15 protein-coding genes are annotated in these 20,624 nt (G+C 71.7%); 3 read left to right on the forward strand and 12 right to left on the reverse strand.

What is annotated here, in order from left to right:
- Window positions 1–23: 23 nt before the first annotated feature.
- Entirely contained in the window at window positions 24–1,022 is a 999-nt protein-coding gene (locus tag WME98_RS02960; RefSeq protein ID WP_437949865.1) for a hypothetical protein, read from the forward strand.
- A gap of 72 nt (window positions 1,023–1,094) precedes the next feature.
- Here the strand turns inward: WME98_RS02960 and WME98_RS02965 are convergent, their stop codons facing one another.
- From WME98_RS02965 to WME98_RS02985, 5 genes are all read right to left on the reverse strand, one after another.
- Complete coding sequence (locus tag WME98_RS02965) at window positions 1,095–6,119, reverse strand: protein kinase domain-containing protein (RefSeq protein WP_437949866.1); 5,025 nt, start codon at window positions 6,117–6,119, stop codon at window positions 1,095–1,097.
- Window positions 6,120–6,477: 358 nt separating this feature from the next.
- Window positions 6,478–6,786, reverse strand: coding sequence for an RDD family protein (locus tag WME98_RS02970; RefSeq protein ID WP_437949867.1), 309 nt, complete (start codon window positions 6,784–6,786; stop codon window positions 6,478–6,480).
- An 89-nt stretch (window positions 6,787–6,875) separates the two neighbouring features.
- Window positions 6,876–8,057, reverse strand: coding sequence for a glycosyl hydrolase family 8 (locus tag WME98_RS02975; protein ID WP_437949868.1), 1,182 nt, complete (start codon window positions 8,055–8,057; stop codon window positions 6,876–6,878).
- Window positions 8,058–8,318: 261 nt separating this feature from the next.
- Entirely contained in the window at window positions 8,319–8,513 is a 195-nt protein-coding gene (locus WME98_RS02980; RefSeq protein ID WP_020738187.1) for a ferredoxin, read from the reverse strand.
- Window positions 8,510–9,763 (reverse strand): cytochrome P450, encoded by a 1,254-nt coding sequence (locus WME98_RS02985; RefSeq protein WP_437949869.1) that lies wholly within the window; start codon window positions 9,761–9,763, stop codon window positions 8,510–8,512. The genes WME98_RS02980 and WME98_RS02985 overlap by 4 nt, the downstream gene beginning before the upstream one ends.
- Window positions 9,764–9,958: 195 nt before the next feature.
- On the opposite strand from WME98_RS02985, the gene WME98_RS02990 reads away from it, so the two are divergent.
- Complete coding sequence (locus WME98_RS02990) at window positions 9,959–10,819, forward strand: YkgJ family cysteine cluster protein (protein ID WP_437949870.1); 861 nt, start codon at window positions 9,959–9,961, stop codon at window positions 10,817–10,819.
- A gap of 622 nt (window positions 10,820–11,441) precedes the next feature.
- Window positions 11,442–12,182, forward strand: coding sequence for a translation initiation factor IF-2 (locus WME98_RS02995; protein WP_437949871.1), 741 nt, complete (start codon window positions 11,442–11,444; stop codon window positions 12,180–12,182).
- A 29-nt stretch (window positions 12,183–12,211) separates the two neighbouring features.
- Here the strand turns inward: WME98_RS02995 and WME98_RS03000 are convergent, their stop codons facing one another.
- From WME98_RS03000 to WME98_RS03030, 7 genes are all read right to left on the reverse strand, one after another.
- Window positions 12,212–13,576, reverse strand: coding sequence for a porin (locus tag WME98_RS03000; protein ID WP_061621514.1), 1,365 nt, complete (start codon window positions 13,574–13,576; stop codon window positions 12,212–12,214).
- Between the two features lie 419 nt (window positions 13,577–13,995).
- Window positions 13,996–14,637 carry a bifunctional 4-hydroxy-2-oxoglutarate aldolase/2-dehydro-3-deoxy-phosphogluconate aldolase gene (locus WME98_RS03005; protein ID WP_020738196.1) on the reverse strand — a complete coding sequence of 214 codons (642 nt, stop codon included), beginning with the start codon at window positions 14,635–14,637 and terminating at the stop codon, window positions 13,996–13,998.
- Window positions 14,634–15,731: a PfkB family carbohydrate kinase gene (locus WME98_RS03010; protein ID WP_437949872.1), complete on the reverse strand. Its 1,098-nt coding sequence runs from the start codon at window positions 15,729–15,731 to the stop codon at window positions 14,634–14,636. The genes WME98_RS03005 and WME98_RS03010 overlap by 4 nt, the downstream gene beginning before the upstream one ends.
- A gap of 101 nt (window positions 15,732–15,832) precedes the next feature.
- The gene (locus WME98_RS03015) at window positions 15,833–17,497 is read right to left on the reverse strand and encodes an MFS transporter (protein WP_437949873.1); all 1,665 of its coding nucleotides are present in this window, start codon (window positions 17,495–17,497) and stop codon (window positions 15,833–15,835) included.
- On the reverse strand, window positions 17,494–18,267 hold the full coding sequence (locus WME98_RS03020) for an SDR family NAD(P)-dependent oxidoreductase (protein WP_061628366.1): 774 nt from the start codon (window positions 18,265–18,267) through the stop codon (window positions 17,494–17,496). The genes WME98_RS03015 and WME98_RS03020 overlap by 4 nt, the downstream gene beginning before the upstream one ends.
- On the reverse strand, window positions 18,264–19,382 hold the full coding sequence (locus WME98_RS03025) for a hypothetical protein (protein WP_437949874.1): 1,119 nt from the start codon (window positions 19,380–19,382) through the stop codon (window positions 18,264–18,266). Before WME98_RS03025 ends, WME98_RS03020 begins: the two co-directional genes overlap by 4 nt.
- A complete protein-coding gene (locus WME98_RS03030; RefSeq protein ID WP_437949875.1) occupies window positions 19,379–20,620 on the reverse strand; it encodes an enolase C-terminal domain-like protein in 1,242 nt (413 codons plus the stop codon). The genes WME98_RS03025 and WME98_RS03030 overlap by 4 nt, the downstream gene beginning before the upstream one ends.
- Between the last annotated feature and the right edge of the window lie 4 nt (window positions 20,621–20,624).

The raw sequence follows: 20,624 nt of genomic DNA on the forward strand, positions 1-20,624 counted from the left end.
AGATGGCGTCCAGCTCCTCGTCCATGTCTTCAGGCACCGGAGGCAGCGGCGGCGGAGGCACGAGCGGCGGAGGCGGTGGTGGAGCGGGAGGCGGCGGCGCGCCAAGCACCAGGGGCTACCCCGATCGCTTCACCGTCGGCGCCCCCGGCGTGGGCCCCTACGCCCAGTCCGATCCCGAGCTCCCGGTGCCGCCCGGGTACACGGAGGTGTGGCCCAGCGACGACGAGAGCAAAGAGTGGGATCTGTACGATTGCGACGGCACCGTCAACCTGGACCACATGTATTTCCACGCGTTCATTTACATCGGCACCGGCTGCCACGGCACGGTCAACATCACCAACTCGATCATCGCGCCGCCGCCCGGCTCCACGAACCGCAGCATTCTGGTCAACGCCGACGAGTCCGCGCCGCTCACGTTGAACATCAGCGATACCACCATTCGCCCCGAGCCGGTCGGCCTCGGAGGTACGAACGCCGCCCTCACCGAGCATGCCGTGAACGCCTGCGCGACGTGCGCCATCCGCTTGACCCGGGTGGACGTGGCCAATACCGGTGGCATGTGCCTTTGCGGCCAAAACACCGTCATCGAGCAGAGCTGGTTGCACGACAACTACATCGCGCACCTGGAGGACCCCTCTTTAGCGCATACGGGCGGCGTCTTCCCGTACGGGGGCAGCGGGCCGCTCGAGATCAGCCACAACCGACTCGAGCCGGGCGTCGACGCCGCGACGGGCAACGAGGTGCCGAACTACTGGCAAGCCATCACCGCCGTGCTCTTCACCCAGAGCGTCGATGGCTCGACGCTGAAGAACTACGATGTCCACGACAACTTCGTCTCGCTCGGCGCCTACGACTTCTACCCTCAGAACGGCGAGGACATGATCCTGCGCAACAACGTCTTCGGCCCGAGCCACTGGGGGTACACGACGTCGTGCGCGACGTGTACGTACGCTGAGTGGTCCAACAACGTGGTCGGGGACATCGACGGCAACCCCACGAGCGAGGTCGTCCCCCAGCCATGAGGCCGCGCCCTCGGCGGCGCCGAGGGGACGCGCGGCGTTCGCGAGGCCGCTGCGGCCACCGCTCCCTCGAGGCTAGCCGCCCGGGCGGCGGAGCGCGTACGCGATGCCGCTCCGCAGCGTCCCCATCGTGACGAGGTCGCCGAGGTCGATGTCCAGCGCGACGAGCGCCTGGGCCACCTCGGCGCGCACCCCGGTGAGCACGACCCGGGTGCCGAGCAGCCGAAGGGCACCCGCCGCCCTGAGCAACGTGCTCGCGACGCCCGTGTCGACCGCTCGGATCCCCGTGATGTCGATGATCACCACCTCGGCCCGATGCGCCGCCGCTCCCTCGAGCGCCGTCGAGAGCATCTGCTCCGCGCGCTCTGCATCCATCTGGCCGATGAGCGGCATGACCAGGATCCTGTCGGTGATCGGGATGATCGGGCTCGACAGCTCGAGCAGCCGGGCCCTGTGCGCGCGCAGCACCTCGTCCTGGAGCGCGGCCCGCTCGCGCTCGGCCCGCTCGCGCTCGGCGAGCTCGCGCGTGAGCTGCTCGTTGGCCGCGCGGAGCTGCTCGGTCTGGGACGCGACCTCCCGCGCGAGCGACGCGTTCGAGCGCTGGAGCTCCTCGCGCATCGCCTCCACGCGGGCATAGAGCTGCGCGTTCTCGATGGCGCTCGCCGCCTGCGACGAGAGCGCCCGGAGGATCTCCAGCCGCGCCGGCGAGAAGGCGTCGCCGAGCGCGCCGTGCTCCAGGTAGAGCACGCCCGTGAGGCGGCCCTGGTGCGCGAGCGGCAGGCAGAGGATCGACCTCGGCCGCCTCGCGGCGATGTGGGGGTCGTCGGCGAAGCGCCGCCCGGCGGCGGCGTACCCCGTGATGACCGGCTCCCGGGTCCGCTGGACGTGGCGCACGACGCTCATGGCCAGCGCGTCGCCCACGCGCGCCGCCGCGTCGGGGCCGAACGCCCTCTCCTCCGGAGCCACCGCGATCACCGCCTCGACGCGCAGCGCGCCCCCCTGCTGGAGGAGCAGGATCCCGCGCTGCGCGCCGGTGTTCTCGACGAGGATCTCGACGAGCCGCGCGAGCAGCCGGTCGAGGACGATCTCGCCCGAGATGGCCTGGGCCGCGCGGAGGACGGAGAGGGCGTCGAAGCCGAGCCCCCCGGTGCTGCTGGACGAGCTGGAGACGGTGGCCGACGGGACGAAGCGCGCCGCCGGCTCGCCCGACAGGAGGAGGTGCGCGTGGCGCTGCGCGAGCCGCGCCGCCTTGGCCGTCGCGCCCCACTGGAGGTAGCCGTAGTAGGCGTCGGTCATGTAGATGCGCGCGAGCTTCGGCCTGCCTCGGTCGAGCAGGAGCCTCGCGCACAGCTCGCTCGCGAGCGCCGCGTGGTGCGCGAAGCCGTTCTGCCGGGCCGCCTCGATCGCCTCGTCGTAGAGCGGCAGCGCGGCGTCGAGGCCCTCGCCCGACACGCGCGCCGCCTCGGCGCGGACGAGCGCGTGTTTGTGCTGGAAGTTCTCGGGGCAGCGCTCGGCCCACGCCGCGAGCTTCGCGCCGTGGCGCGCGAGCGCCTCGGCCGGCGCGGCCGGCGGGTCCGCCGCGAGCGTCGCGAGGCACGTGTAGAACGAGAGCTCGGTGAGGAGGTAGAGGTTGTTGCCGCTCGCGCTCCGCGCCTCGGCCTCCGCGGCCATCGCGAGCGCGGCCGCGTGCTCCTCGTGCAAGTACGCGAGCTCGGCCTTCAGCAGGTAATAGGCGCAGGCGATGAACTCGGCGTCCGGCCCCCGGTGCGCCTCGACGAAGGCGGCCTCGTCGAAGCCGTCGCCGTTCAGGCTCAGCGGCCCCTCGGTGCCCCCGGCGAGGCTCGCGGCCGCCTGCTTCACGAGGAGCAGCCCGGCCTCGCAGATCGCGACCTGCGTGCGCCGCGTGAGCTCGACGCCCCGGCCCGCGTCCGCGCGCACCGCCCCGAGCTCGTCGCCCGCGCAGAGCCGGATCGCGACCGCGTGGAAGAGCGCGTACGAGAGGTAGAGGAAGTCTCCGGACTCCAGGCCGGCCTGCTGCGCCCGATCGAGGTAGGCGAGCGACGCGCGGACGGGCCGGAAGAAATGGCTGAAGACGCCGATGAGCTCGTTCAGCTTGCACGCGAGGCCGTCGTTCCTGAAGCGCTCCTGGAGCGCCAGGCCGAGCTCGCTGAACGCGCGGGCCTCGTCGTGCCGGTCCAGGACCATCGCCAGCATGAACCCGAAGGAGATGGCGCCGTACGCCGACAGCTCGGTGTGGCCGTGCTTCAGGAACAGGTTGATCTGCGTGACGTTGAGGAACCCGTAGAGGACGGGGCCGATGAGGGGCCCCGGCTGGATCAGCGTCGAGAGGATCTCGCAGGCGGCGCGCGCGTCCGGATCGGTCATCTCCGGCGCGGCGGCGAGGTCGCTGGGGCTGCGGCCGGCCAGGTTCCGGCTCACCTCCTCGAGACCAGCGCCGAACGCGGCCCCGAGCGCGGCCTCGCCGTTCGGCACGTCGATGCCGAAGAGCGCGAGGGCCTCGACCCCGGCGCTCACGGCGTCCGCGAACCGGCTCGAGGTGAGGTAGAGGACCGCGCGGAGCCTGAGCACGCGCGCCCGCTCGACGCGGGCGCCCGCGCGCGGCAGGAGCTCCTCGAACAGGCGCTCCGACGCGCCGTGGTCGCCGGCGAGGTACTCGCACTCGGCCCGCTCCAGCCGGAGCGCGAACGCGAGGTCGGGCTGAGCCTCCCAGCCCGCCTCCCCCAGCGCCGCGATCCCGGCGCGCAGGTACGCGGCCGCCGCCTGGTACGCGGTCGACGCCTTGGCCTTCCGCCCCGCCGTCAGGTTCCAGGCCGCGAGGCGCCGCCGCTCGTGCGGCGCGTCGAGCCGCGCCGCGACGAGGTTCAGGTGGCGCAGGGCGGCGAACAGGTGGTCCTCGTCGACCTCGCGATCGCCGCTCGCCAGCAAGAGGCGCCCGATCGTGAGGTGCGCCTCCTCCCGGAGATCGCCCTCGAGGAGCGCGTACGCGGCCTGGTGGATCCGGTCGTGCAGGAACCGGTACGAGACGTCGAACGACGCCGCGGTGCTGTCGTCGTAGAGGAGGCGGTACTCGGGATCCCTCGGCAGGACGAGCCCCTCGCGCAGCGCTCCCCAGAGATCGCGGCCCGTCTCGACCGGGGACTTCCCGTGCAGCGTCGCGAGCAGCTTCAGCGTGAACTCGTGGCCCACGCAGGCGGCGAGCTTCAGCGCGCGCTGCGTCTCGGGCGCGAGCCGCTCGATCTTGCTCGCCATGAGCGCCACGACGTCGCGCGCGAGGCCGCGCTCCCGGATGCGATCGAGGTCCCAGGAGAAGGCGCCCTCGCGCTCGTCGAAGGCGAGCTCTCCCGCCTCGTGCAGCGCGAGCAGCACCTGGCTCAGGAAGAACGGGTTGCCCCCGGTCCGCTCGAAGACGAGCTCGGCGAGCGGCGCGGCCCGCTCCTCGCTGCAGGCGAGGGTGTCGCCGATGAGCCGGGTGACGTCGGAGAGCGGCAGCGGGCCGAGCTCGATCGCGCGCACGGCGCCGCCCGCCTCCCTCAGCGCGTCGAGCGCCGTCGCGAGCGGGTGCGCCGCGTCGACCTCGCCGGCGCGGGTCGCGCCGATGACGAGCAGGTGCCCGCCGTCCCCCTCCGAGGGGCCGCTGGCCGGGCCCGCGAGGAGGAGCGGGAGCAGCTTGAGCGAGGCGGGGTCGGCCCACTGCAGGTCGTCGAGGAACAGGCAGAGCGGCCGCTCGGCGGTGAGCGCGTGGAAGAAGCGCTGCACGACGAGCGCGAAGCGGTTCTGCGCCTCGGTCGGGCCGAGCTCCGGGACCGGCGGCTGGGGACCGATCAGGAGCCCGAGCTCCGGGACGAGGTCGACGAGCACCTGACCGCCCTGGCCGACGGCGCGCAGCAGCGCCGCCCGCTGCCGCGCGAGCGCCTCCGCCGGCTCCGCCAGGATCTGCCGCACGACGTCCTGGAGCACGCGCGCGACGCCGACATACGGCGTGCCGCGCGAGAGCTCCTCGAACTTGCCGGCGGCGAGGAGGAACGAGCGCCGCTCGCCGGTGAGGACCCTGGGCAGCTCGCCCACGAGCGCCGATTTGCCGACGCCGGCGTGCCCCGAGATCAGGACGAGCTCGGCCGCGCCCGCGGCGGCCCGCAGGGCGGCGGACGCGAGCGTCGAGAGCTCCGCGTCGCGGCCATAGAGCTTCTGCGACAGGCGCAGCTCGCCCGACGCGTCCCGCTGGCCGAGCGAGAACGGCGCGACGCGCGCGGTCGACTCGAGCCTCTCGAGGCACGCCGCGAGGTCGTGCTTGAGCCCCTGAGCGCTCTGGTAGCGGTCCTCCGCGGCCTTCGACAGGAGCTTCATCACGATGTCCGAGACCACCTCGGGCACCTCCGGCGCGAGCGCGCGCGGCGGCGGCGGCGTCCTCGCGATGTGGCTGTGCACGAGCTCCAGCGGGTCCGTGACCGGGAAGGGCGGTTTTCCGGTCAGGAGCTCGTAGAGGGTGGCGCCGAGCGAGTACAGGTCTGTCCGGCGGTCGACGACGCGGTTCATCCGCCCGGTCTGCTCCGGCGCCATGTAGAGCAGCGTGCCCTCGAGGGCGTCGGGCGCCTGCGCGCGCTGGATCTCCTGCGACAGGAGCGTGGCGATGCCGAAATCGGCGAGCTTGACCGAGAGCGGCTCCTCCGTCCGGACAAGGATGTTGTGAGGCTTGATGTCCTTGTGGATGACGTTGCGCTGGTGCACCGCGCCGAGCGTGTCCGCGAGCGACACGGCGATCCGGAGGACCGTCTCCAGGCCGAGGCGCTCCCGGGCGATGACCTGGGCCAGCGACCGGCCGCCCGTGTCCTCGAGCACGAGGGCCACGCCGTGGTGGTGCTTCTCGAGCGCGTGGGCCCGCACCACGCCCGGCAGGACGAGCTGCTTCAGGATGGCGAACTCGTGCCTCAGCTTGGCGATCTCCCGCGGCTCCGGGTACTCGCTCCTCAGGACCTTGGCCACGATCGGGACGCCGTCGGCGCTGCGGCGCCCCCTGTACAGGATGGCGGATCTGCCTTCGTGAATCGGCTCATCGAGCGTGTATCGGGAGAGTAGGGCCATTGTCTCTGCGTGAGGAGCTCTGTCGGGGCGGGGGGTGCTCGCGAGGCGCCGCTCGCGTCGGACAAGCTATATCGTGAGGTGTCGAGCGGCGAGAGAGAGCGTCGAAGGCGCAGGAGATGACGGGACAAGGCACATCGCCTCCGGCGTCCCCCGCGCCTTTCGGTTCACTGTCTCGTCACTTCTATCGCATGCGACGCGCGGGACCAACCGGCGATGAGGCGCGCAGGGCGCGCCGGCCACGTGACGTGAGCCACATGCGTATGGCCCAATACCGATTCGGTGGCCGACGCGGAAGCTCTGGGATGATGTGCTGTGGTGTACGGAGCCCTCACGCGTCTCGACGAGCTTCGCGGTGCGCCTACCGGACGCGCACCACCCGCGTACCGCCCGCGAGCAGGTCGTGCTTGCCCTGGCGGAGCGGGCTCGAGCGGATCGTCATATCGATCCACACCCAGGCGGCGAGCGCGAGCAGCGGCCCGACGATCGGGATCGAGCCGACGAGCGTGAACGCCTCGCGGACCAGCGCCTGATTCAGCGACGGCCGGCCGCCGTCCGGGCCGACGACCCGGAGGCCCGACGGACGAGACAGCGGACATGGCGGCCTCCGGAAAAGGGCGGGCGGCAAAGCCGTCCGGATGTAGAGACCCGGCCACCGGGCGAAGCTCATCGGTCCGCGCTAGAAGAAAGAAGAGGCGCAGCCGCCGATGCGGGTCGAGGCCCTCCGAGCCGCGACCGCCGGCGCGGCGCTCCGTTCGATCACGGCGTCAGCCAGTTGCGTGAGACGCACAGCATCGACAGCAGCTTGAGCGTGTCGCCGTAGTAGTCCTCGGTGGGCGCGGTGGAGACGATCTCGTTCCACAGGCTGTCCAGCCACGCCTGGCCGCCGGCGTCGGTGGTGGCCGCGACCGCGAACGGGGCCATGAACACCATGTCGTTGTAGGGCTCGATCGCGCGGCCGGCGAGGGTGTATCCGGCGCGGATGCTGCTCGGGTTCCCCCCGGTCTTGCCGCGGATCCAGCGGCTGATCCTGCTGGCCGCGTTGCGCGAGCGCGTGTCGCCGCTGATGGCGGCGTCGATGCCGAGGCGCCACGGCACGCGGGCCGCATTCCAGGAGTAGCTGCCGTCGTGCGGCGCCTCGAGGAAGTTGGCGTCGGCGGGGCGAGGCGTCGTGTGGGTGTTGATGATGAAGTCGGGCAACAGGCCGGTCGAGCTGGCGTACCGGTTCTGCATCGTCTCGATCAGCGTCTGGTGCGCGCTCAGCACCTGCGACCAGTCGGTGCCGGCGCGGCCGATGAAGCTGCGGAAGTGGCCGAGCATCCAGTCGGAGCTGCGCGTGGCATAGTAATACGTCGGGTCATCCGGCCACTTGGCCCAGTCGCCGAGGTTGACCAGCCGCGTGGTCGGGTTGACGTTGCTCGCCGCGATCGCGTTGAGCACGCGGGTGGCCTCGGCCGCGTAGTCGATCCCGCCGCTGGAGCCCCATTGCGCGTCCGCGAGCAGCAGCGCGTAGGCGATGTCGAGATCGCCGTCCGTGGCCGAGTCGTGGTCGAGGATGTCGCTGCAGCTGGAGTCCTGCGCCCACGCCATCAGATCGGGGTTGTTCTGGCTGGGGTGACGGCGGTTGTAGCGGTGCAGGCCGTCGAAGATCGTCCGCGCCTGGGCGTCTTGCCCGGCCATCATCGCGGCGATCAGCATGCCGTATCCCTGGCCTTCGGACACGACGTGAGCGCCGTCGCCCGTGCTGGCCCGGATGCGGTATTCGTCCGGCCGACAACCGGGCTCGACGTAGCGACTCTTCCACTGCCAGTAGAAACTTGATGTTGCGCTGTCGGCCGCGGCCTGGCCGGCCGACACGCGCAACGTCGACGCGTGGTAGGCTTGGTGGTGGCTACCGAACGGGTGGTTCTGGGCGTGCGCGCTGCCGGCGATGCAGAGCAAGCTCAGCGTCAGCCCTTGCAGGGCCCGCTTCGACGCTCCGGTCCGTCGTGACGATGAGACCGTCGAGGGTGACATGAACATGGAAGCAGCCTCCGATCGGAGAAGGGTTGTCCGAAACGACAGCGTGAGCAGCGGCGAACGCGATGGAACGGCCCGCACAGGGCCGTTCCGCTCCGTCAGCCATGCTCCGGGGAGAGCCCAGGAGTCACGCTGCCAGGCTGAATGCCGCCGGAGGCGACCTCCCTTCAGAGAATCTGCGCTCTAATCCACGATCGCGAGCGCTTTTCGCGGACACGCCCGCACCGCGCGCTCGATCTTCGGGCGCAGCGCCGGGTCCACCTCGGTCAGGAGGACGTGGAGCCGATCCTCCTCGTCCACGCGGAAGGCCTCCGGCGCGGCCCGCATGCAGGCCTGGTTGGCCTCGCAGAGATCCCGGTCCACGACGATCCGGCTCATCGGGCCACCTCGGACCGCGCCGCGGGCGTCACCGCCACGCGCAGCGACGCGAGCTTGCGGAGGGTCGGATGCCCCGCGTACGTGGGCTCGCCGACGACCCGCATGTCTGCATAGCGGCGGAGCAACGTGCCGATGGCGACCTCCCCCTCGAGCCGCGCGAGCGACGCGCCCAGGCAGTAGTGCGGCCCGAGGCCGAAGCTCAGGATCTCCTCGTGCTGCCGCCGCGCGTCGTAGCGATCCGCGTCGGGGATGGCGCGAGGATCGCGCAGCGCCGCCGGGAGGATCGCGACGATGATCGACCCCCTGGCCATGTTCACCCCGCCGATCTCGACGTCCTCCGTGCAGTAGCGCACGATCCCTCCCTTGCCGAAATTGTCGAAGCGCAGGAGCTCCTCCATCGCGCTGCGCAGGAGGGCGGGCTCGGCCCGCACCGCGGCCGCGCGCTCGGGCACGCAGAGCAGCGACATGACGCCGAAGCAGATGAAATGCACCGTGGTCTCCGAGCCGGCAGCGATGATGGCGGCGACGAGCCCGAGCATCTCGTCCTCGCTCAGCCGGTCCCCCTCGGCCTCGGCGCGGAGGAGCGTGCTCAGCAGATCGTCGCCCAGGCGGCTGCGGCGCTCGGCGATGAGCTCGCGGAGGAGCGCCATGCCCGCGGGCACCGGGGCGACGACCGCCGCGTACGCCTCGGGGGTGAGGCGCGGATCGACGGTCTTGATGAGCGCCTCGCCGAAGTCCCGGAAGGTCTTCTCGTGCGCGCCCGGGATGTCGAGCATCGCGGAGATGACGCGCAGGGGGATGAAGTCGGCGAACTCCGCGACCTCGATCTCGCCCTTCCCCTCGAAGGGCGCGAGCGCCTCGTCGACGATGCGCTGGATCATCGGCCGCAGGCGGTCGCACGCGCGCGGGGTGAAGGCGGGGCTCACGGCCCGGCGGACGCGCGCGTGGTCCTTGGGGGCGAGGCGGAACAGCGACCGCTCGAACGGCCCGCGAATCGCGTCCGGCAGGCCCGCGTCCGGCGCGCGCAGCCCGGCCGCCACGGGGTCGGTCGCGAGGCGCGGATCGCGCAGCACGGCCGCCACGTCGTCGAAGCGGCTGACCACGTAGGACTGCGCGTCCGGCCAGAAATACACCGGCGCGGACTCGCGCAGCGCCGTGTACGCGGGGTAAGGGTTCGCGTCGAACCCCGGCGCGTCCGGCTTGAAGTGGAGCACCGGACATCCCTTGGCGGCTTGATTCGGCGTCATCATCGTCGCTCCTTGGCCTGCAGAGACGGGCGCCCCTCCGGCCTCCGCCGGCGCCCCTCGCACCCAGCGTGACCGGCGAGCGAGCCCGCCATCCCGTCGGCCAGCATACTCAGGAATCGAGCGGGGAACGCAGCTCGAAGCCCCCTGAGCAGCGCTTCGACGCGGCGCGGGACCTGTCCTCCCACAGGAGATTTCTCCATGGGCGTAGCGAGCGGATGGCGCGCTTCCGGGGAAGGGCCGTGCGCCTCGCGGGCGCAGGGCGACCCGCCTCGCCTGGGTGGCGCGCAGCGCTGGCGTGAGCAGACGCCTTGCTTCTTCTTGAACGCCGGCACCGCGCAGTGCTCGATCTACCCTGTGCGCCCGCTGGTCTGCCGCCTCCACAACTCGGTCGATCGGGATCAGTGCCAGCGCGCGTCCGAGGATGCGACGCAGAACACGCCCGTCCCCAGGCATGCTGCCTTCGAGATCCTCTATGGCCTCGCGCAGTCCGCGATCATCGTCGCGTGCCTGGAAGCGGGGCTCGACGCGCGCTCCCTCGAGCTCACGACCGCGGTCGACGTCGCTCTCCGCGGACCGGACGCGAGCGCGCGATGGGCGTGCGGCGAGAAGCTCTTCGAGCCCGCAGCGACGCGGAGCGAGCCGGCGCCCGCGTCTCCCGCGGCGCCTCGGGCGGTCCGGCCCGGCCTCGTCCCGTCCGAGCGCCTCGTCGCAAACACGAGCAACGTCGCCAGAAACGCGCGCAAGCGTGAGCGGCGAGCCCGCGGAACGGCACGTGACTCGCCCTGCGGGCGCCAGCTCCTGCGTGCCGTCTTGCGCCCGCGGCGGGTCCGTCGGCCAGCGCCGCGCGGCTTCGTTCATGCAGGCGCCGCGCCAAGGCGCGCCCCACCCGGGTTGACCCCTCGGCGGCGGCGCTCCTCAACCTGGGTCGGTCGCCTCAACCTGGGTCGGTCGCCTCAACCTGGGTCGGTCGCCTCAACCTGGGTCGGTCGCCTCAACCTCGGTCGGTCGTCGCCGCCTCAACCTGGGTCGGGCGCCTCCGCCTCCAGCTTGGGCCCCTGACGTGAGTCGGCTCGGCCCGCCGCCCGTACCGCAACCTGGGTCGGTCGCCTCAACCTGGGTCGGTCGCCTCAACCTGGTGGTGCCAGATCGTCTGGCGATGCCCCCCGCGTGTGACACCTTCGACAGAGGTGACGCAGGACGGCCGCTCGCACGCGCCACGAGGCGCGCACCGAGCGCTCGGCACACCCCTTGCGCTCCGCCATCCGTGACTCTCGCTCGCCGTCGCCTGATTCTCGCCCTGGGGCTGATCGCCGTCCTCTCGCTGGCCATCTGCGTCGCGTGGACGGCGCGACGCTCGGGTGCTGCCAGCGCCTCCGCCCAACCTCGGTCGACGTCGGCAGCGGGGAGCTCCGGCGCTCCGGCGCCCGTGCCGCCCCCCCTCCGCGCGCACCGGCGCGCCCCCAACTCCACGCCGACACCGATCGGGCCAGCTCCCGGCGCTCCTCCCGTCGCGCCGCCCGCGCGGACGGCGCCGGGGCCGGAGCCCCCCATTCCGCCCGGACCCCCGCCTGCCCCCGTCGACGAGGGCTCGTCCGAGCGCCCCCTCACGGAAACCCCCGCCCACGCAAGCGCCGCCCCGCACCGCGCGCGCCAGCTGGATCAGTCCGCCTTCCGGCGGCGGTTGCAGCCTGGCCTGTGCCCGGACCCGAGCGAGGCCGCCCAGATCCGACAGACGTTGATCGCGCGCTTCCGCAACGAGGACTGGGCCGCCGCCGGCCGGCTCTATGTCGATCCCAGGCTGCCGGAAGGCGCGCATCTCCCTCTCCTGCATCACCTCCAGCAGGCGGAACGCGAGGTGCTCGCGCAGCTGGGCCTCGATCCCGAGCCTCCGGACGTCTTCGCGTACTTCGACAAGGAGCTGCTCGTGGCCGCCGCGTGCACCAACCGCAACGTGGTCGCCTACTACGACGGCGCCCTGCACGTGGTCCTCGATCACGACGACGTGCAGGCCAGCGTCGTGCACGAATACACGCACCACGCCCTGATGAGCCAAGGAATCCTGGGGCCGGCCTGGGCGCAAGAAGGCATCGCCATGCTCGTCGCGCGCGAAGCCTGGTGGCTCGATCCGGCCCGCCTCGAACAGGTGAGGGATGCCCCCATGCCCCTCGAGGTGATGGAGCAATCGATCCCGTACACGCTCCTCCCGGAGCAGGCGGTCCTGTTCTACGTGCAATCCGCCACCATGGTGGCCTGCCTCGTGCGCGGCACCGACGCGGGGCTGCGCGGGCTCATGGGGGCCCTGGGCACGCCCGCAGGAGCAGCGCAGGGCGCGGGATCGTACGATCCATCGCAGCTCCTCGACCCCTCCGCATGGCCAGCGTGCGTCGACGGGTTGATGAGGGCAGCGCTCAGCGAGCGTTAGCGCCGCCGCCAGGCGCGCCCGAGCTTCGCTCAGAAGAAGCTGTAGAGCGACAGCTTGAAGCGCTCGTTGGTCGCCGTCACGTCGTCGGCGAAGGTCTGCTCCGATCGCTGGAACGAGAGGCCCGCGCGGAGCGCCGGCATGATGTCGACGAACAGGTTGCCATCGATGTAGCGCGACTCGCGGAAGGCGGTGCGAAGGTCCCTGTAGCCGTGCTCCGCCGTGATCCGATCCGACCAGCCCTGGGTATAGTTGGCGGAGACGGAGACGCGGCCCGAGGGCGGCAGATAGTACTGGAGACCGACCATCATCCCGCGCCAGCCGATGGTCTTGAGGTTGTTGTTCGCGTCGTACACCGCGAGGCCGTTGTCGATGTCCGGCGTGTAGACCGCGCCGTCCGGGAGCGGCGGGCTCGGCACGTTGCTCGCGACGCCCACGATGTCCGCGATGCCCGTGCCGGAGAAGAACGAGCCGGTCAACGTCAGCGCATTGCCCGGATCGTCGAGCGCGCTCGCCGGGATGATCGGGACCATCGCGTCGACCGAGATCGCGTAGCCGTTGGCCGACCTCGAGTAGAGCGGGGCGGCGGTGTGCTCGGCCACCTTCAGGTGGCGGAACGTGCCGGAGACGCCGATGGAAAGCGGGTCGATCAACATCCCGCCCGCGCCCAGCGTGTGAATCCCCTTCCAGCCGTTGACGCCGAAGCGCATCCCCGCCTGGATGTCCGGAATCTCGGAGTCACGCTGCGGCGGTTTGACGGCCGCCGCCGCGAGCTCGAAGTTCAAGGGCTCCGACTTGAAGGTGTGGCCGACGCGCAGCTGCGGCATCCTGCCGAAGACCTGATTCATCACCGGGAAGAACGACGTGGTGGCCGGGAAGAAGAACGGCTGCCACCCGAATAGGTGATAGGTCTGGCCAATCACCACGTCGACGTAATCCGACTCCACCTTGATGTACGCCTGGCGCAGGCGGAAGGTCCCGCTGCTCACCAGCGCGGCCTCCGAGACGTTGGGCGGCTGGCTGCCGAAGAAGTCGAGCTCCAGGGCGGCGGTGGTCTTGAACCCCTCGTACTCGGGCGCGCTCACCTTGACGCCGAGCCGGGAGTTGCGCGTCGTGAAATGCGTGCGGGCGTGCCTGCCCGCATAGGTGTCCTCGCGCTGGATCACCGTGGCCCCCACCGACTCGCCGAAGCTCTGGGTGGAGTCGTGCATGATGTCGAACTCCGCCATCCCGTAGATCGTGGCCTTCCACTTGGAGGTCACGGGAACGGGCGTCGCGGCGGGCGGCTTGGCCAGGTCCGCGGGGGGAGCCGGCGGCGGGGCCGCGGCCGCAGGCCCGGTGCCCAGCATCGGCGGAGGCGTGGCCGGCGCCTGCGTGCCGGTCGGCAGCTGCGTCATGCCAGCGTCCGGCTGGGGAGCCTGCGCCGCCGCCGCCGGCGCGGCCGCCGCCGGCGCAGCCGCGGCCGCCGGGGCGGGCGCAGCCGCCGCGGGCGCAGCCGCCGGAGCAGGCGCAGCCGCCGGAGCAGGCGCAGCCGGACCCTGCGGCGGCGCCGGCGGGGGAGCCTGGCCGTGCGCGGCCCCCGCCACGAAGAGAATCGACGCACCCAATAGGTTCGCAACCTTCGATTGGTTCATGTCCGAAGCCCCTGGTGTTCGATGGCGCCGGGAATCCTCACTGGCGCCGCAAGTGATTGATTTTATTGACATTTTCATTGCACTACACCGGACAGATCACGGCCCGGCGTCGCGTCGATCTCTGCCCGGCAGCGCGGGAGAGCTCGACGCGGCGAACGGCGCTTACGTTTCCTGTTGCCCCTTCAGGCCTGGCGGGCCGCTTCGCGGAACGCGCGGGCGCGGGCGACGAGCTCCTCGCGCCGCCCCTCGCGCAGGAGCTTGAGATCGACGAGGTTGCTGCCGACGCCGACGGCCACCGCGCCCGCGGCGAGGAACGCGCCCAGGTTCTGCAGCGTCGCGCCGCCGGTGGGCATGAGCGGGATGTGCGGCAGAGGCGCCTTGAGCGACTTCAGATACGAGGCGCCGCCGAGGGCGTCGCAGGGGAACACCTTCACGACGTCCCCGCCCGCACGGTGCGCCGCCACGACCTCGGTCGGCGTGAGCGCGCCGGGCGCGCTCACCACGTTCATCGCGAGGCACGCCTTCACCGTCCCCTCGTCGAGCGCGGGGCTGACGACGAAGCGCGCCCCCGCCTCGACGCACGCCTCGGCGGTGCGGGCGTCGAGCACGGTGCCCGCGCCGACCAGGGCCCGATCGCCGTGGCGCGCCGCGACCTCGCGCACGACCTCGACCGCGCCGGGCACGGTCATCGTGATCTCGAGGACGTCGATCCCCCCCTCGAGGAGGGCGTCGACCGCCTGGAGCGCCTCGTCGGCCGAGCCCGCGCGCACGACGGGCACGACGCGCGTGCGACCGATCCACCCCAGCACGTCTTGCTTGTTCATCGATCCACCCGGGCCGTGCCCATCTTCATCGCCTTGAGTACCTCGTCGAGGGTCGCCATCGTGGTGTCGCCGGGCGTCGTCATCGCGAGCGCCCCGTGCGCCGCGCCGCAGTCGACGGCCCACTGCGGCCCCTTGCCGGCGAGGAAGCCGTAGATCAGCCCCGAGGCGAACGAGTCGCCGCCGCCCACGCGATCGTAGATCTCCAGCTCCTTGCGCTCCGGCGCCTGGTAGAGCCGGCCGCCCTGGTACAGCACCGCGCTCCAGTCGTTGCGCGTCGCCGACGTCGCCACGCGCAGGGTCGTCGCGACCGCCTGGATGTTCGGGAACGCCTCGATGACGCGCTGGATCATCGCCTCGAATGCGCCGACATGGAGGTGCTTGTGCCCCTCGTCGAGGTCCTCGACCTCGAAGCCGAGGGCCGCCGTGAAGTCCTCCTCGTTGCCGAGCATCACGTCGACGTACGGCGCGAGCGCGCGGTTGACCTCCCGCGCGCGGGCCTGGCCGCCGATCGACTTCCAGAGCGAAGGGCGGTAGTTCAGATCGTAGGAGACGACGACCCCGTGCCGCCTGGCCGACTCCATCGCCTCCTTGGCTACGCCCGGCGTGGTCTCGGAGAGCGCGGCGAAGATGCCGCCGGTGTGGAACCACCGCGCGCCCTCCCGGCCGAAGATCGCGTCCCAGTCGATGTCGCCGGCCTTCAGCTGCGACGCGGCGGTGTGGCCGCGATCCGAGACGCCGACCGCCCCGCGGATGCCGAAGCCCCGCTCGGTGAAGTTCAGGCCGTTGCGCACGGTCCGCCCCACGCCGTCGTGGGGCACCCAGCGCAGGTGCGAGAGATCCACGCCGCCCTGCAGCATGAGGTCCTCGATGAGCCGCCCGACGGGGTTGTCCGCGAGGGCGGTCACGATCGCCGACCTCAGCCGGAAGCAGCGGCGGAGGCCGCGCGCGACGTTGTACTCGCCGCCGCCCTCCCAGGCGTTGAAGCTGCGAGCGGTCGAGATTCGACCGTCGCCGGGATCGAGGCGCAGCATGACCTCGCCGAGGGAGACGAGGTCCCATCGGCAATCGGCAGGATCGCGGAGCGTGATGGACATGGCTTACCCGTAGGTGGGCTGGCCCCGCGACGGAAGGGCCGAATCGAGGAGGTGGCCCCGAGGGGCCGAGCAAAGGCGATGAGGCGCGCCGAAGGCGGTGATCACGGGCTGCCTCCCGGCGCGCGCGTCGACTGCACCTCGGTGGCGGACGGGCCGATGTAGCCCTTGGCGCCGGCGCCCTTCGACTCGACGATGGGCCGCCCGTCGCGGTCGAGCTTGACGAGCTCGGCCTTGGTCCCCTGGGCCGTCGGCCAGAGGTACCAGCGCGCGTCCATCCAGCCCACGTGCGCCGCGGGGCCTTCGACCGGCGCGCCCGTCGCGCCGAGCTGGCCGGGCCGCGTCGCGCGGTAGTCGTCGACGGAGGCGTACGGAGGACGGTTGAGGGCGAGCTGCAGGCCCGCGATGCTGGCGAGCATCGCCAGGCCGCCGGCGACGATCGCCGCCTGCGGCACGCGCCGCTTGGGCGTGACCGGCTCGACGCGCGGCAAGAGGAGGTGCAGCACGAGCAGCCCGACGAGGTACAGGCTCCCCGCGAGCAGGAACGGCACGGCGTACGAGCCGGTGAGCGTGAGCGACCGGCCCACGAAGATCTGGAAGATCGCCCCGCCGACGACGCCAAAGGCGGTCTTGATGCCGACCACCGTCGCCATCGCCGGGCGAGGCAGGGTGTCCGAGACCAGCGTGTAGAGGTTGCTGCTCCAGCCCTGGTGCGCCGCCGCGGCGAGCGAGATGAGCGCGACCGCGACGTACACCGACGGGATGCCGGCGACGCTCGGGACGTCGACGAGCTGCCCGACCGCCATGACGGGCACCGCGGCGAGCGCGCAGGCGAGCATCGCGAGCTTCCGCGCCGTGCCGACCGACCGGCCGCGCGCGATGAGCTTCGAGGAGAGCCAGCCGCCGCCGACCGCGCCGACGTCGGCCACGATGAACACGACCGGGATCGCGTAGGCCATGAACGTCGGCGTCAGCTTGAACTCGCCGACGAGGAACTTCGGCAGCCAGGTGAGGTAGAACCACCACGGCGCGTCGGTGAAGAACTTCGCCATCGCGACCGCGTAGACGGGCCGCATCCCGAACACCTCGCTGACGCCGAGGGACTCGGTCGACTCCTTCGCGTCGGAGCGGATGTGCGCGAGCTCCTCGGGCGACACCTTCGGGTGCTCCTCCGGCCGCCGGTAGAGGCGCGTCCAGAAGAAGATCCACACGACGCCGATCCCGCCGAGGACGAGGAAGCAAGCGCGCCAGCCGTACGCCTCCGCGATGCGCACCGCGAGGAGCGGGGCGAGGATGGCGCCCACGTTCGAGCCGCAGTTGAACAGGCCGGTCGCGAGCGCCCTCTCCTTCTTGGGGAACCACTCCGCGACGGTGCGGACGGCGGACGGGAAATTGCCCGCCTCGCCGACCCCGAGCAGGAAGCGGATCGCCGCGAAGCCGCCGAAGCTGCCGACGAAGGCGTGGGCCGCAGAGGCGATGTTCCAGACCAGGAACGTCGCGCTGAGCCCCTTGCCGGTGCCGACGCGGTCGATCCAGCGCCCGACGAACACCATGCCGAAGCCGTACGCGAGCAGGAAGCTCACGTTGATGAGCGCGAGGTCCGTCGGCCCGAGGCGCAGCTCGTTCTCGAAGAACGGGACCAGCAGCGAGAAGAGCTGCCGATCGAGGTAGTTGATCGTCGTCGCGAAGAAGAGGAGCGCGCAGATGGTCCAGCGGGTGCGCGTCATCACGCCGCCGCTCGCCGGCACCACGGGAGAGGCAGCGGTCACTGGTTCACCCCCGAAGCCAAGAAGCCACCGTCGACGGCGATGCTCGTGCCGGTGATGAAGCTCACCGCGTCGGAGCAGAGGAAGAGGGCCGCGCCGATCAGCTCCTGGGTCTCGCCGAAGCGGCCGAGCGGCGTGCGGGCGAGCAGCTCCCGCCCGCGCGGGGTGCCGTCGAGGAGCGCGCGGTTGAGGTCGGTCACGAAGACGCCGGGCACGAGGGCGTTCGTGCGGATACCGTGCTTGGCCCACTCGGCGCCGAGGCTCCGGGTGAGCGCCATCACGGCCGCCTTCGACGCGCCGTAGGCCGCCACCTCGTGGAAGGCGACGAAGCTCGACAGCGAGGCGATGTTGACGATGCGGCCCCGGCCGCTCTCGCGCAGCGGGCCATGGAACGACTGGCAGGCGCGGAGCATGCCTGTGACGTTCGTGTCGAGCAGGCCGTTCCACTCGGCGTCTCCGACCTCGGCCGTGGGCGTGCGGAACGTCCTGCCGGCGCAGTTGACGAGGATGTCGACGCCGCCGAGCGCCTCCACCACGCTGTCGCGCAGGGCGTCGAGGGACGCCCGGTCGCTCACGTCGCACGTCGCCTCGAGCGAGCGGACGCCCCGCTCGCAGATCTCGCCATAGACCGCGCGGGCCCGATCGGCCCGGGTGCCCGAGGCGACGGTGTGGACCCCCGCCTCGGCGAGGCCGAGGGCGATCGCGCGGCCGATGCCAGAGGTGCCGCCGACCACGACGGCCCTGCGGCCCGCGATGTCGAAGAGCTTGGTCATGCTCCCAGCCATTCCCCGGCGATGCCGCCCAGGAGCGCGCGCGCGTCGCGCTCGATCTGCGCGTCGGTCGGCGGTACGGGCATCGCCCCATAGCGTCGCGCAAGCGCGCTCGCGATCGACCGCCGCGAGTGGCGCCACTTGTAGATCAGCTGATCCAGGACGCGCGCGTCGGAGTGCTGCGGCACGAAGGTCGGCCCCAGCATCTCCAGGCGCATCGAGGTCGTCTCCTCGATGAGGCTCGGGTTGTTCATGAACCACCAGCACCCGAACGGGAGGACGTTGGCGAACTTGCGCGCCACGACGCAGAGGCTGTGCGTGTTCTCGCGCGAGAGCGTCGTGACGAGGAAGCGGACGTCGGGGTTGTCGCCGGCGAGCCGCTCGAGCGGGGTGAGGTCGACGGTGCTCACGCCGTCGCCGGCCACGCCGAGGCGGAGGTTCACCGCGCGCCGCACGCCGATCATCATCGCGAACGGCAGGCCGTGCGCGCGGCACGCGTCCAGCACGGCCCGGGGCGGGGCCGCGACCTCGTTGACGGAGATCGCGAGGTAGCGCGGCCGCATGCGGGCGATCCAGCGGTCGAGCTCGGCGGCGAGGTCGTTCGCGGACACGAGGCGGTCGATGCGCAGCGCCGCGTAGAACCGCGGATCGGGCGTGACGCCGGCCTCCCAGATCGCGCGCTCCGCGGGGTCGGTCGGGTCGTTCGTCATCGCGAGCGCGCTCACCCCCGCGAGGCGCAGCACGTCCTCCAGGTGATCCTCGGCCTTGCGGCCGGCGAAGTAGGCGCGCGCGTCGCGCAGGTTGGGCGCGGCGGGGTCGAGGCCGAGCGCGTCGAGCACGGTGGCGACCCCCGCGGTCGCCTCGGACAGCGGCGATCGGCGGACGAAGAGCGCCTCCCACACGAGGTCGGCCTGCGCCTTCTTGTCGAGGGCATAGAACGCCTCGGGCGTGACCTTCGGCTCGGCGCGCAGGGTCTCGGCGACGAGGTAGTGGTACGTCAGGAGCTCGTCGACGCCCCAGAGGTTCAACGCCTGGAACTGGGGGGCGAAGAGGTGGGTGTGGAGATCGATGATGGGCGCGGCGTCGATCGCCTTGGCAACGCGCTCGGCGAGGGTCATCTCGGCACCTCGGGGATCCGGTCGTCCTTGGGATCGGCCCAGCGCTCGTTCGGCACGGTCGCGCACCAGGCCGGGCGCAGGGGATCTTTGTCGTAGGGATAGGGGCCCAGGCGGCGGTATTCCTCGGCGTAGCGGGCGACCTTCTCGCGATCGAGGCGGACGCCCAGGCCGGGGCCGTCGGGCACGCGGATACGGCCGTTCTGGTAGGGGAGCGGGCCCCCGCGGATCACGTCGTCTTTCAGGTGGTGGTAGTGCGCGTCGGCGGCGAACGAGAGGTTCGGGATGACGGCGCCGAGGTGCAGCATCGTCGCGAGCTGCACGCCGAGCTCGCCCGAGGAGTGGACGGCGACGCCGAGGCCGAAGGTCTCGCAGATGCCCGCCGCCTTCACGCACGACCGGATGCCGCCCCAGAACGTCGTGTCGAGCAGGATGACGTCCACCGCCGTGTCGAGCACGTTCGCGGCGAGCTGCTCGAAGTTCACGACGACGGTGTTCGTCGCGAGCGGCATCCGCACCTTCTGTCGGGTGCGCCGCATCGCGTGCAGGCCGAAGACGGGATCTTCCAGGTAGTCGTTGTTCAGGCCCTCGATCGCCTGACCGAAGCGGATGCCCTGCTCCGTCGACCAGACGGCGTTCGGGTCGAAGCGGACGCGGTCGTCCGGGAAGGCGTCGGCCACGGCGCGGTAGCACTCGAGCTCGTAGTCCGGGTGGAACACGCCGCCCTTGAGCTTGTGCGAGGTGAACCCGTGCTTCTTCTTCAGCGCCCTCGCCTCCTCGACCAGCTGCTTCGGGGTGCGGACCTCGCCAGAGCCGTCCGCGTTCGGGTAGCGGAAGAAGAGGTAGGACGCAAAGGGCACCTCGTCCTGCAGCTTGCCGCCGAGCAGGTCGTAGACCGGCACGCCGTAGGCCTGTCCGAGCAGGTCCAGACAGGCGAACTCCAGCGCGGCGAGGATCTGGGTGCGGTTGTTGTAGAGAGAGGCCGTCGGGTTCGCGATCTTGAACCGCATCTCCTCGAGGCGGGCCGGATCGTGGCCCGCGAGGTACCCCTTCATGGCGCGGAACACGGCCTCGGCCGACTCGCCGCCGCCGCCCATCTCACCGAGGCCGACCAGCCCGTTATCCGCCTCGACCTCGACGAGCGTGCGCACGAAGCGGCCCCAGTGGCAGCCGTTGGCGTGGCGCAGCGGCGCCTCGAGGGGGACGGTGACGGTGATGGCGCGAATGTCGACGATTCTCATGCAG

This window comes from Sorangium sp. So ce296, assembly GCF_051529605.1.
Lineage (GTDB): Bacteria > Myxococcota_A > Polyangia > Polyangiales > Polyangiaceae > Sorangium > Sorangium cellulosum_D.